Below are 13453 nucleotides of genomic sequence, written 5' to 3'. Positions count from 1 at the left end.
GAAGCCGAGATTCACAGGGGTTTGGGGCGCGGTCAACGCGTTGCCCCGGGCCTTTTGGCCGGGCAACGGAACACCACGGATGCGGCGGGACGGGGTTCTTCGGGGGCCTTCGCGCGGGGCGGGCCGAGGGGTGAGAAGTCAGGCCGGATTTTCCGGGCCGGCCCGGTGGGTGTGCAGACCGATCGCGAGGTGTGGAAGGGTCCGGCGGACCGTGGGATTCTTTGGCCAACGATTGAGTGCACGACTCAGCCGCAGCAGATCGGCGCGGATCGTGGCCGAGTCGATGAGGGCGACATGGGAGGCGACCAATTCGGCGATCGCACAGGCCTGTTCGATATCGCCGACGTTCGCCAGTGCGAGCGCGAGCCGGGCGCCGTATCGGGCCCTGGCCCGCCGGGATTCCGGCGGAATGGCGTCCAGACCGTCCCCGAGCAGGGTGACCGCCTCCGCCGGGGAACCGAGATCGTGCATGCACCAGCCGGCGACGAAGGCCGTCAGATCCGGCAGGTGGATACTGCCGAGAACCGGCTCCTCACCGCCCGGTGGGGCCGCGCCGGCGGTCAGTTCCGCACCGCGGTCGAGGGCCCGGCGGCAGGCGTCACGGTCGCCCACCAGCGCATGCCCCTGTGCCTCGCGCTGTGCGGCGAGTCCGCGGATGCGCGCACTGCGGGCCTGCTGGGCGGCCCGCCGGGCCAGTTGGACGGTGGCCACCGAATCGCCTGCGTACAGGGCGAGTTCGGCCCGGCGGACCAGGGCGTAGGCGGCCAGTTCGTCGTCCCCGCTGTCCGCGGCGAGCTGGACCGCCTGCTCGGTCCACCACAGCGACGCCGCGTCGCTGCCCGCCTCCTGCGCCATCCAGCCGGTGTACTCCGCGAACCGGGAGGCGAGCCGGAGGACGGCGTCCCGGTCGGCGGGGCGCGTCTGGTGCGCCATGCCCCGCAGGGCGCTGGTGGCGGCGATGCAGAGCTGGGCGACCACCGCGGGCCCGAAGAGCTGCCCCATCCGACGGAACTCGTCGAAGACATTGCGGAAGTACGGCAATGCCGCATTCGACTCCCCGCTTTCGAAGGGAGGGGGTGCGAGGGACCAACTCACCAGGGTGGCGGGCATGATCCCGGCACCGGGCGACGCCGGGTCCCATGCCACGAAGTCGCTCTCGCCGCCGGCGTGCATGCGTAATGTCCAGGGCGTGGTGACATCCGCTTCGGCGAGGGGTGTCGCGGTGGCGCCGCGCTCGGGTGCGGATATCAGTCCGCTGAGTTTCCCGCCGGCGTTGAGGGCGCTGTCGCATAACTGGGCAAGATCATGACTGGGCGCCTTCACACCGCGTTCGATCTTGCTCAAGTGACCTTTGGAAAAGCGAATCAGGGTCGCCAGTTCTCCCAGCGACAGCCCCGCTTCGATCCTTCGCCGGCGTAACTCCGCACCGAACCACACAGGAATCCGCTGCATCCCGCTCGCCCCCCTCGTCGCTCGCGACCGGTGAAGGGAGTGTGCCACGCATCACACCGACTCTCACATACTCTTCACGCATTGCTTGCTATCGGTTTCATCACGCTCCGCTTCGTCCCGGGCAAATCCACTTCTCCGCAGGAAGGGACGCTTACGCCACCGGCGTTTCGCCGCGTTCCGCCGTTCCGCAACTCGTGGAGATCATGAATCCGATGCACCTCCGGAGGGCCCCGCCACCCAGCCCACCGCCTGCCGGCCGCCCCCGGACATTCGAGGCGCGAAGGGCTGGGAAGACCTCCCACGGCCCGAACTGAGGAGAACCCTCCAAAACCACCCCGCCAACACTGTCTCCGCCGAGACGATCATGGGGAGGTACGGCGTCGCAGACTGGCAGGGCGGCAGGTACTCCGGTGGCGGCCGCTTCTCCACCGCGACGAACTCGACGAACCGAAGGACGTGCGTCATGAGCGAACGAGTCATCAGCCCGCGCAGCCGCGGCTTCCTCTTCCTCGACTCCCACCCGGCCGGCTGCGAGCGCTTGGTGCAGGAGATGTGGGAGGCCGCCCCCGAGCCTGCCCGTGTCCCGGATGACGCTCCGGTGGCGCTGATCGTCGGCTGCTCGGCCGGCTACGGGCTGGCCGCGACGATCGCCGGCCTCGCCCGGACGGGCATCCGCGGCATCGGCGTCTGCTTCGAGAAGGCTCCGACCGAGCGGCGCACCGCCACCGCCGGCTGGTACCGCACCGCCGCCACCGCCGAACTCGCCCGCCGGCACGGCCACGAGATGGTGTTCCTCAACGGCGACGCGTTCTCCGACGCGATGAAGGACCAGGTCGCGGACGTCCTGCGGCAGCGCTTCGGCCGTCTGGACCATCTGATCTACTCGGTTGCCGCACCGCGGCGCACCGACCCGGAGACCGGTGCCGTCTACGCCTCGGCCCTCAAGCCCATCGGCGAGGCGTACCGCACCAAGACCCTCGTCTTCGACGGCGACGGGACGCCGGAGGTCAAGGAGGTGGAGACCGCGCCGGCCGAGGGCGACGACATCGAGCAGACCGTGGCGGTGATGGGCGGCGCGGACTGGGAGCGGTGGGTCGACCATCTCGCCGACCGCGGTCTGCTCGCCGACGGATTCAGCACGGCGGCCCTGTCGTACATCGGTTCCCCTCTGACGGACGGGATCTACCGGCAGGGCACCATCGGCGCCGCCAAGTCCCATCTCGAAGCGACCGCCCGCACGCTCGACGAGCGTCTGGCCAAGCTGGTCGGCGGCCGCGCGGTGACCTCCGTCAACGGTGCCGCGGTCACCCAGTCCTCCACCGCCATCCCCGGCATCGCCCTCTACGTCGGCCTGCTGCGCGGGGCGCTCGGCGAGGGGATGGTGCCGCCGATCGCCCAGCTGGCCGACCTGTGGGACCAGCTGACCGGCGTACGGCCGCTGGAGACCGACGAGGACGGCCGGGTCCGGCTCGACGGCTGGGAGCTCAACAGCGCGGTCCAGGCCGCCGTCACCGAACGCTGGGAGTCGGCCACGACCGAGACCATCACCCGCCTCGCCGATCTCGACTGGTTCCACGCCGAGGTCCAGCGCCTCTACGGTTTCGCGGTACCGGGAATCGACTACACGGCCCCGACCGCGACGCAAGTTCCCTGGCCGGACGCCGCTGCCTGATCCGCAGAAATATGCCGACCGGAAGGAGTGAGTTTTCGCGACGGTTGTCGTGCCGTCACGGCGAATTCGGTGCTGTCGCCCGGGAATTCACGCGGCGGGAGATTGACGAGGGTTCACCGAAAGGTGACGCACTCTCAACCCAGCGCCATCGGGGCGGTCCAGCGGGGGCGATATTCCTCGCGTCATCCGGGGACCGGTCGGTCGACCCGGTGCTCCGCCGTGGCGGATCGTTGTGCGCTCGGCCGTGGCTCACCGGCCACGGCCTGGCCGGTCAGGAAGAACCGTGGCCCAGGCGGGGAATGATCGCGGTCACGGTTTTACCGGCCGATTCCCGATCGATCTTCACGACGGTCGCAATGCGGCAGACCATCGACCATCCAAAACCGCCGCCCTCACCGGTGACGTCGGGGGTACGGGGGCGGGGAAGCGCGGGGCTGGAGTCGTGCACGTCGACCACCACCGACTCCGGACCGGCCCGCAGCCGCAGGGAGCAGGCCCTTCCGCCCGCGTGCCGTACCGCATTGGTCACCAGCTCGGAGACCACCAGGATCACGGCTTCCCTGGCGTCCTTCTCCACGGCGGGTTCCAGTTGTTCCAGAAAGGCGGTGGCAAGGTGCCGTGCGGGCCCGACGGCTTCGGATCGACAGTCCAGTTGAAGCTCCAGCACCGGCGACGCCGTCAGGGTGCGCGGGGCCTCGGCGGTGCTCATGATAAAGCTCACCTCAATCGCGTGGACTTGCCTTCAGGCCGGAAAGCTTGCCCTCTTCCCGGGCTATCAACCACAATTCTCCGAGGTCGGACGAAATGTTTTGTTTCGCCGCGACGGTGGAATGGCCGGCACCTCGCCCGCCCTTAGCGGACAAGGGTGAGCGGCGTGCTGTGGAACACCTCACGCCGCTTCGGCAGCCGGACTGCTGGTGCGACCACCGCATACCCATACGGCCTGCCCCGCGCCTCCGCGCCGAAAGGATCAGCGCGAGAGGCGGTACCGGCAGATGCGGAACCACCGTCATCATCCTCTGGACAATCGCGTGCCCGCATCCGCCGAGAACAATCGGAAATTACGGCTGTTTGCTTCTCGACCCGATGGGTAAAAGTCGATTCCTTCACGGCGTCGCACGGCAAGGGGCGAGGGGATTCCGGCGCTGCCCACCGGCCCCTCGCCCCTCGTGCCGTCCCGCCCGCACCGATTACCGGGCCGGACCGGCGACCACCCGTCCGCTCATTTCCACCCCACACCAATAAACACGAACAATTCCCCCATAACCGTCAAACTCCGCTACGCCGGAACACCCGCGCACCCCGCCGGTCACATGACAGCCCTTGCCGGCCGGCGCCCGCCGCCCGTACACGCTCGACGCCCGAGGACGCCCGCGCCCACTCGATGTCCGGGGCCTGCCGCCCGTCCCGCTCGGCCGGGACGGGCAGCGGACCGACCGCGGTCCAGTCGCCGACGCTGTGTGCGGTCGCCGCCGACGGATGCCCGGTCCCGAGCCGCCGCGCCCGCGCCCGTACCAGCGACGACACCAGCCGTGCCACGACGAAGACCAGCGCCGTGGCCGCCAGATATCCCAGTTCGAGGACCGCGGCGTGGGCCGGTGCGACCTTCGCCGACCACCCCGCATCGCGCTGTACGCCCTCGAACACGACACGGTTGACACTGAGGAAGGCCACGTGGGTGCCGATCGCCGTCCACAGCGGCGCGGCGCCCGGCGCCGTCCGCGCGGCCACCAGCGTGAGGCCGAAGACCGTGAGCAGCACCAGATAGGCGACCGGATCCTGCCCCTCGGGGCTGAGCCCCATCGGCACGGGCGCCACGCCCACCAACCGGGACACCCCGGCCTGCACCACCGTGGACACCCCCGGCACCAGCAGGAAGACCACGGTCGTCCCCAGCGCGGAGACCACGCCGCCGAGCCGGTCGCGCAAGGAGACCCAGGCGTAGCCCCGCAGCGTCGCCTCCTCGGGCAGTGCCTCCAGCAGCACGGCCACCAGGGCGTTGCCCACCAGGAAGGCGGCGAGGGCGGCCGGGTCCAGGCCGGACCAGCGGACCCACCCGAGTGCCGTGCCGGCGCCGAGCACGGCGGCGGCACAGGAGACGGTGACGGCCATACCGCGGAGGAAGCCGAGCGGCGCCGCGGTCCGGGGCCCGAGCCCCATCGGAAGCCGCCGCACCGACCGCACGGCCCGCAGGCCCAGCACGGCGGGGACGGCCAGCGCGCTCACCAGGACGGCGGGCAGCAGCTGCCGCGCGTAGCCGTCGGCACCGAGCAGCCGGGCGAGGGCTTCGCCCAGCGCGTTCCCGGCTCCCAGCGCACTCGCCATCACTATGCCGCCGAGCAGCGCTCGCCCCCAGGCCCGCCCCGCGGAGCCCCGAGCCGGCGTCGTGCCGTGCGTCGTGGTCATCGGCTCTCCCTTCGCGTCCGGCGGGAGGGGCGTCCGGGTACGTCCGTGTGCGTTCGCGTCGTCCGCCGGATTCCTCCGTGCGCAGCGAACCGGGCCGGTGGGACTCGTCGCCCCGGCTCCGGAAGCACCCGGGCGGGCACCGGACCGCCGCACCCCGCAAGCTTTCGAGAGCTACGTGTGCCCCTGGCACCGGTGATGAAGCCGCGTCCCGGCAGGCCCGACACGAACGGACCGGCAAACCCTCCTCCGGCATGAGCCGGCGCGGCCGGGGACTACATCCCCCGACCCAGGCGCCGTACCCGATGCGGCGGAGGAGCCCGATGACGGCACGGCGGAGGACGGCGCCGCGCCCGGCACCGTGCTGGTGCCGCCCCTACCCGCCCGCGCCCGGCGTGGCCGCGGCCTGCTCCGCCCCGCGGTCCGCACGGGCACTCAGCAGGAGCCGCAGAGGGGCATAGACGGCCACGGAAACCACGAACGCGACGTAGTACGCGAGATCGGCACCGTGCAGCGCGGCCGCGACCGGGCCGATGAACACGGTCGTGTCCATGAAGGGCACGGCCGCGGCGAACGCGACGACGAACGCGAGGCACGCCGGCCACCACGGCTGGGGGCGGGCGAACTCGGCCGCCACATCGATCGGCGCGCCGCGGCGGGCCCTGGCGCGCAGCCGCGCGTCGACGAGCACGATGCCCACGAAACCCGGGATCCAGTAGCCCACGAACAGCAGCAGGTTCTGGAACCGGGTCGTGGTGTCCGCGGCGTGCATCCACAGCACCAGCAGGAAGCCGAGTACGGCCGCGGCCGCCGCGGCGAGCGGCCGCGGCACCCGGATGCCGGCCGTCTGGAGCGCCAGGGAGCCGCTGTAGTCGTTCATGGCGTTGCTGCACACCGCGGCGGCCGCGATGGCCAGCAGACCGCAGGCGCCGAGGACCCCGCCGCCCAGCAGGCCGTGCACGCCCGCGGCGGTCTGATCGGTGAACAGCGCGGCTCCCCACAGCCCCAGCGCCTGGACCCAGCCGAACGAGAGCACCATGCCGAGCACGGAGTACCAGAACATCCGGGGCCGGGACGTCGTACGGGGCAGGTAGCGGCTGAAGTCCGAGGCGTACGGGGCCCACGAGATGGCCAGGCTGAGCGCGACGGTGCTGGTCAGGACGAAGGCCCCGAGCCGGTCGGCACCGTGCGCCGTTCCCGATGCGGGGAGCGGCACCCCGCCCAGCAGCTTGACGCTCAGGACCAGGAACGCGGCGCCGAGCACGAAGGTCATCACCCGCTGGAGCTGGTGCAGCGCCTCGTAGCCGAAGACGCCGACGGCCCCCTGGAGCAGCAGGACGACCAGCGCGCCCAGCCAGAACGGCCAGCCGAGCAGCTGGGCCAGCGCCTCGCCGCCGAAGAGGCCGATGAGCGCGTCCCAGGCAACGGAGGAGAGCCACTGCATGATGCCGGGCAGCGCCACACCGCGGCCGAAGGCCAGCCGCGACAGCGGCAGCTGGCCCGTCCCGGTCTGGCTGCCCCAGGTGCCCAGGTACGCGGCGGGCACCGCGCCGACGATCGTGCCGAGCACCATGGCCGTGAGCGCCGTCCAGAAGTCCAGCCCCAGGGAGACGCCCACGGTGCCGGAGAACACCCCCGTCATGGTGAGGTTGGGGGCGAACCACACGGTGAAAAGGCGGGCAGATTTTCCGTAGCGGTTGTTTTCGGGCACCGGCTCGATGCCGTGCCGCTCGACCGCCAGGTCACCGGTCCGGGCAGGCATCCGCCCTCGGAAGGCGGATTCTTCGATGGTCATGACTCTCCAGGCTCAACAGATGCGCCGCCCTACGGTAGGCCGCGTGGACGGCCAACCCGTCACGGCCCCCTGGCACGGCGCCGCCGGCCGGTGCCGCTCACGGGTACGACACCACCGTCGACGGCACCGTGGAGGTCCCCGAGGTCGCGGCGCCGACGCCGTTGATCACGTGCTCGTACTGGCCCTTGCCGCCGAGGGAGACCACGAGCAGATCGTGGAACGTCACCCCCGGCTCGTTCGGCGCCTCGAAACCGTGGTCCTGGCGGATGGTGGGATCCACGTTGTAGTAGCAGTAGCTGCCCAGGCCCCACCCCTCGTGCGTGGTCACCCCGTCCGCGACCTTGTACGCGGCGTACCCCTTGGTGCCGCCGTTCTGCACCGCGGCCTGATCGGGGGCGTCGTACGCCTTCTCATTCTGGAAGAAGACGGTGCGCCCCCGCTCGCCGCGCCACTCCACGTCGTACTTGTTGAAGTGCTCGACGAACAGCCCGGTCGCCAGGACGTCGTCACCGTTGACGCGGACCCCGTAGTCGGCCCGGTTGATGTCCCAGCCCACGCCGTCGCCGTGGTCGGCGCGCCAGACCCAGGTGTGGTCGACGAGAGTGTGGTTGCTGTTGATCACCATGCTGGTGGTCGCCTTGCCGACGCCCGCCCCGCCGATCCGGATGAAGACGTCCTGGACCGTGGTCGGATGCTCGGCGTGACCCGCGGAGGCGCCTTCGGGGCCGACCTCCAGCAGGGTGGCGGAGTTGACCGGGCCGGCGTCGATCAGGAAGCCGGCGAGCCGCACTCCGTCGACGTCGGCGACCTTCACGGCCGTCACCCCGTTGTCCGGGACGAGGGTCGCGTAGCCCAGCCCCAGGACCACGGTGTGCGCGCGCCGCACCTCGATCGCCCGGTCGAGGTGGTAGACCCCGGGCGTGAGCAGCAGGTGGAGCCCCTGCGCCAGCGCGGCGTTGAGGGTCGCCGCGTCGATGCCCGGCTTGGCCACATAGAACGCGCCGAGCGGCAGGGACGTGCCGCGGGGCGTGCCGTTGCCCCAGGTGGTGCCGCGGGCGTGGGTGCGCTTCTCGGGCAGGAAGACCCGGTAGTCGGCCCCGTCGAGATACAGGAAGGGCTTCTCGCGGGAGACCGGTGTGGTGTCGAGGGTCGTGTAGGGCGGGTGGGGGAAGCTCTGCGCGGGCGCTCCTTCGACGCCCGAGAACACCATGTTCCAGACGGCGTTGTTCCAGCCGCCCACCGCACTGTCCCGGGTGTACCACTGCTGCTGGGAGTACGGGCCCACCGTGCCGTCGATGCGGCTGTCGGCGATATAGCCGCCGCTGGCCCAGCCGTAGCCGTCGGGTGCCAGGTTGAGCCCGCCCTTGACGTGCATCCGCCGGAACGGTGCCGCCTGGGCCACGGCCCACCGGTTGGTGCCGTTGACGGGGCGGAGCGCGAGGTTCTCGGCCGAGCGCCAGAAGTTCTGTGTCGCGTTGCCGTCGAACCAGCCGGCGTCGACGGTCACATCACCGTTGATGGTGGTGTCGTCGGGCGAGAGGCCCAGGCCCGCTATGGAGGTGTAGAAGCCGAGTTGGGCGTTCAGGCCGTGGTAGGTGCCCGGCTTGAAGAGGAGTTGGTACCGCCCGTCTCCGAACTGGGCCTTCTCCTGCCGGCGGAAGATCTCGTCGAGCTTGCCCTGGATGCCGGGTGTGGCGGGGTCGAAGACCAGCACATGGGGTCCCAGGTCGCCACCGCCCGGCAGCGCGGCGGCGGCCGGCGCGGTGGCGACCGGCGCGGCGGACGCCCGGGAGGGGAGCGCCGGAAGACCGACGACCGGGAGCGCGGCCGTCATCGCGGCGAGAACTCCACGACGCGAGGGCCTCGGCGTACCGGAGGCCGTGTCATCCGTCGAGGACGTGGGGGGTGTGGGCATAGCGGCTCTCCTGATTCAGGAAGTGAACGAGTGATGTTCATGGGAGCGCTCTCTTGCCCGACGCATGTTCATCACCTGTGAACGACCCGTCAAGACTTCTGCCGGGAATGCCGAAAGAAGAAGCTGATCAACTGTCAACTATGCGCCATTTAGCGGTAGTTACTCATACTTCTTTCCGGCTTCCGCCCCCTGCCCTCCCTCCCGCTCCCGCGTTCAGTACATGTCGGTGGGAGAAGCGGGGCGGGCGCGTCGGAAGGGCACGCTCGACGGGCCCCTGACCGCGTAGGGAAGCGAGCCGCGCCGGCGGGGCGCAGGAGCCGTCAGCCCAAGGCCCGGTCCAGGTTGAATGCGGCGCTGATGAGGCCGAGATGGGTGAAGGCCTGGGGGAAGTTGCCGATCTGCTCGCCGGTGTGGCCGATCTCCTCGGCGTACAGCCCGAGGTGATTGCCGTAGGTGAGCATCTTCTCGAAGGCGAGCCGCGCCTCGTCCACCCGGCCGGCGCGGGACAGTGCCTCCACGTACCAGAAGGAGCAGATCGAGAAAGTGCCCTCCTCACCGTGCAGTCCGTCCGGGCTGCGACGTGGGTCGTAGCGGTAGACCAGGGAGTCGGACACCAGCTCCTCGCCCAGCGCGTCCAGGGTGGAGAGCCACTTCGGGTCGGTGGGCGAGATGAACTTGGCCAGCGGCATCATCAGGACGGACGCGTCGAGGACATCGTCGCCCTCGTGCTGGACGAACGCCTTCCGCCTCTCCGACCAGCCGCACTGCATGATCCGCCGATAGATCGCGTCGCGGGCCCGCGCCCAGCGGGGCATGTCCGCCGGCAGGCCCCGGTGGGTGGCGATCCGCATCGCGCGCTCGATCGCCACCCAGCACATCAGCTGTGAGTACAGGAAGCGCTGGGACTTGCCGCGGGTCTCCCAGATGCCCTCGTCCGGCTGGTCCCAGTGCTCGCAGACCCAGTCGACCAGGGTGCCGACGGTGGCCCAGTGATCGCTGGACAGCGGCTCCCCCCATTTGTCGTAGAGGTAGAGGGAATCGATGAGGGCCCCGTAGATGTCGAGTTGGAGCTGGTTGACGGCGTCGTTGCCGGCCCGGACGGGCGAGGAGCCCAAATGGCCCTCCAGGTGGAGGAGTTCCTCCTCGGGGAGTTCGCTGCGGCCGTCGATGCCGTACATGATCTGCAGCGGTCCGTCGGGGCCGTCCTGGAGACAGAGGTTCTCGGACAGGAAGCGCACAAAGGCCTTCGCCTCGTCCGTGAAGCCCAGCCTCAGCAGGGCATAGATGCAGAACGCGGAGTCCCTCACCCAGGCGTAGCGGTAGTCCCAGTTGCGCTCGCCGCCGACCCGTTCGGGCAGGCTGGTCGTTGGCGCGGCCACGATGGCGCCGGTGGGGGCGTAGGTGAGGAGCTTGAGGGTGAGCGCGGAGCGGTGCACCATCTCCCGCCAGCGCCCCCGGTAGCGCGAGTGCGACAGCCAGGTGCGCCAGTACCGCACCGTGGCACCGAACAGGTCCTCCGCCTCCGCCAGCGGACAGGCCCGCGGCTCGACCCCGTCGCCGATCCGGTCCAGCGCGAAGACCGCGGTCTCCCCCTCGCCCAGCAGGAACGACGAGATGGCGTCCGGCCCGTCGATCTCCACCGGAACACTGGAGGTCAGCGCCAGCGAGAGGTCCGGGGAGGCGAAGACGGTCTGGCCCTGCCGGGTACGCACCGTGTGCGTGCTGCGCCCGTAGTCGAAGCGCGGCGCCACCCGGACGGTGAAGGGCAGTGCCCCTCGTACGCAGAGCACCCGTCGGATCAGCCGGTGGCGGTCCGCCTCGCGTGAGTCACCGACGATCGGCATGAAGTCCTGGACCTCGCCGACGCCGTGGTCCGCGAAGAAGCGGGTGATGAGGATGTTGGTGTCGGGGAAGTAGAACTGCTTCGTCCGGGCCGGGACGTCCGGGGCCAGTTCGAAGGCGCCGCCCCGGTCGGCGTCCAGGATCGACGCGAAGACGCTGGGTGCGTCGAATCGTGTGCAGCAGTACCAGTCGATGGTGCCGTTGGTGCCGACGAGCGCGGCCGTACGCATGTCCCCGATCAGGCCGTGCTCGGCGATGGGGGTATAGCGGAGTGCGTCCGCCCTGCTCGGGCGGAGGCTCACAGCGGCGGTCATACGACCTCCCCGGGACGGGGCTGCGGGAGCAGTCGCTTCAGATTACCTCCGCGAGATCGGGGGCGGCGAGTTGCCTCAGGGCGGGGGCGGAGGGCGCGGGGGCGGGACGGGCTCGGGGCGACAGGGCGGTACGTGGCCGGAGTGCCTGGTCACCTGGAGACCACGGACATCTGGGCGAACATCACTGTACGTAGCCACTTTCCACGGTGGGTATCGGAGCGCCCCGGCCACTGCCCGCGCGCTTACCACCGCCATCCCGCATGGGCAGGTAGCCGGGCCCAGTGGGCCGGGCTGCCCGGCGGGGGCTGTGGCGGGCGTGGGTCTGTCGTGGCGGCTTCAGCTCCCGAAGGTGCGCCGGTAGGCGGTGGGGGTGGTGTCCAGGACGCGTCGGAAGTGCAGTCGCAGGTTGGCGGCCGTGCCGAGTCCGCAGTCCTGTGCGACGCGGTCCACCGGGTGGTCGGTGGTCTCCAGGAGTTCTCGTGCCCGGCCGAGACGGGCGTGGAGCAACCACTGCAAGGGGGTCGTGCCGGTCTCCTCGGTGAATCGGCGCATGAGGGTGCGCTGTGAGATGCCTGCGTGCCGGGCGAGTTGGCGCAGGGTGACCGGCTCGCTGAGGCGTTGCAGAGCCCATTCGCGAGTGCCGGACAGCGACGCGTCGCCGGCCACCGCGACGGGGGCGGGCACGTACTGAGCTTGTCCGCCCTCGCGGTGCGGGGCGGCGACCAGGCCGCGGGCGATCCGGTTGGCGACCACCGCTCCGAGGTCGCGGCGCACGATGTGCAGGCACAGGTCGATGCCGCAGCACACCCCGGCCGAGGTCAGGACGTTTCCCTCGTCGACGTAGAGCACGTCGCGATCCACCGACACAGCCGGGAAGTCGCGTGCGAAATCATCGATGTACTGCCAGTGGGTGGTGGCGTGCAGACCGTCCAGCACGCCGGCCGCGGCCAGCGCGAAGGCGCCCGTGCAGATCGACACCATCCGCTTGCCCCGCTCGTGCGCCTCGGCCAGTGCGGCGAGCACGGCTTCCGGCGGCCGGCGGGGTGGCTGGGTGCCCGGCACGATCACGGTGTCGGCGGCACGTACCTGCTCCAGGTCTCCCTCGGCGTGCACCGTGAAGGCCCCGGTGGTGTGCACCGTCGCGGCGGAGGTGCACACGGTCGTCTCGTACGGGGTCTCCGGCCGAGTGGCGAAGATCTGCGCGGGGATCGCCAGGTCAAGGGGCATGACCCCGTCCAGGGCCAGGATCGCAATCCGATGAGCCGTCATGGCAATATCCTATCGACGTACGGCAATATTGCCTATCACCAGGTCAGAGCGGTTCCAGGCACGCTGAAGGCATGACCGAAGCTCTTCATGAGGCGGCCACCGAGGCGTCGGCCGACCTCATCGCACTGCCCCGTACACCGCTCGCCGAGGCCGTGGTGGGTCTGATCCGCTCGGTGGAGACACCGTCGGTGTTCAACCACAGCGTCCGCAGCTATCTGTTCGCCCGGCTGGTGGCGGGCCGCCTCGACCTGTCCGCGGGCCGCGACTACGACGACGACCTGCTGTTCTCCGCGTGCGTGATGCACGACCTCGGTGTCGCGCCGGACGGCCCGCACCGTCAGCGGTTCGAGGTCGAAGGCGCCGATCGCGCAGCCGAGTTCCTCGTCGGACGCGGGGTGTCCACCTCGGACGCCGATCAGGTGTGGCAGGCGATCGCGTTGCACACCTCGCCGGGTATCGCGGAGCGCCGCGGCACGCTGTGCTTGCTCGTCCGCGAAGGCGTCACCCTCGACTTCGGCGAACCGCTGGGAAACGACCACGTCGAGGCGCTCACCGACGAGCAAGCCGATGCCGTGCACGCCGCGTACCCACGCCTTGACATGGCCCGTTCGCTCACCGACGCGATTGTCACGCACGCCGCGAAAAACCCGAAGAACGCGCCCCGCTACGCGATCCCCGGTGAATTCCTCCGCGAACGCGAGACCTTCGGCCGGACCCGGATGGAGCACTCCTGCCGTTCGTCCCGCTGGGGCAACTGACCCCCACCATTCGGCCACAACGAAAGGGAAACA

Annotated in this window: 9 protein-coding genes; 2 read left to right on the top strand and 7 right to left on the bottom strand. The window is 70.5% G+C overall.

Annotated features, from left to right (window positions below):
* Positions 1–138: 138 nt before the first annotated feature.
* Entirely contained in the window at positions 139–1452 is a 1314-nt protein-coding gene (locus tag K7396_RS34940) for a helix-turn-helix domain-containing protein (RefSeq protein ID WP_152104939.1), read from the bottom strand.
* Between the two features lie 463 nt (positions 1453–1915).
* Here K7396_RS34940 and fabV point away from each other — a divergent pair, with 463 nt between their 5' ends.
* Positions 1916–3124 (top strand): enoyl-[acyl-carrier-protein] reductase FabV, encoded by a 1209-nt coding sequence (gene fabV / locus K7396_RS34935; RefSeq protein WP_086721163.1) that lies wholly within the window; start codon positions 1916–1918, stop codon positions 3122–3124.
* A gap of 271 nt (positions 3125–3395) precedes the next feature.
* On the opposite strand, the gene K7396_RS34930 is transcribed toward fabV, so the two are convergent.
* From K7396_RS34930 to K7396_RS34905, 6 genes are all read right to left on the bottom strand, one after another.
* Positions 3396–3833 (bottom strand): ATP-binding protein, encoded by a 438-nt coding sequence (locus tag K7396_RS34930; RefSeq protein WP_086721164.1) that lies wholly within the window; start codon positions 3831–3833, stop codon positions 3396–3398.
* A 560-nt stretch (positions 3834–4393) separates the two neighbouring features.
* Positions 4394–5530, bottom strand: coding sequence for a CPBP family glutamic-type intramembrane protease (locus tag K7396_RS34925; RefSeq protein WP_086721165.1), 1137 nt, complete (start codon positions 5528–5530; stop codon positions 4394–4396).
* Positions 5531–5903: 373 nt separating this feature from the next.
* Positions 5904–7322 carry a purine-cytosine permease family protein gene (locus K7396_RS34920; protein ID WP_086721166.1) on the bottom strand — a complete coding sequence of 473 codons (1419 nt, stop codon included), beginning with the start codon at positions 7320–7322 and terminating at the stop codon, positions 5904–5906.
* A 97-nt stretch (positions 7323–7419) separates the two neighbouring features.
* The gene (locus K7396_RS34915; protein WP_086721167.1) at positions 7420–9237 is read right to left on the bottom strand and encodes a coagulation factor 5/8 type domain-containing protein; all 1818 of its coding nucleotides are present in this window, start codon (positions 9235–9237) and stop codon (positions 7420–7422) included.
* A gap of 320 nt (positions 9238–9557) precedes the next feature.
* Positions 9558–11393: a glycoside hydrolase family 15 protein gene (locus K7396_RS34910; RefSeq protein WP_152104940.1), complete on the bottom strand. Its 1836-nt coding sequence runs from the start codon at positions 11391–11393 to the stop codon at positions 9558–9560.
* Positions 11394–11729: 336 nt separating this feature from the next.
* Complete coding sequence (locus tag K7396_RS34905) at positions 11730–12662, bottom strand: GlxA family transcriptional regulator (RefSeq protein WP_086719000.1); 933 nt, start codon at positions 12660–12662, stop codon at positions 11730–11732.
* Between the two features lie 71 nt (positions 12663–12733).
* Between K7396_RS34905 and K7396_RS34900 the strand changes: the two genes are divergently transcribed.
* Positions 12734–13420: an HD domain-containing protein gene (locus K7396_RS34900; RefSeq protein ID WP_086718999.1), complete on the top strand. Its 687-nt coding sequence runs from the start codon at positions 12734–12736 to the stop codon at positions 13418–13420.
* Positions 13421–13453 lie beyond the last annotated feature (33 nt).

The sequence above is a fragment of the Streptomyces angustmyceticus genome (assembly GCF_019933235.1).
Classification (GTDB): domain Bacteria; phylum Actinomycetota; class Actinomycetes; order Streptomycetales; family Streptomycetaceae; genus Streptomyces; species Streptomyces angustmyceticus.
The sequence above is the reverse complement of the archived record's forward strand: the minus strand, read 5'-3'. Positions and strand labels throughout refer to the sequence as shown.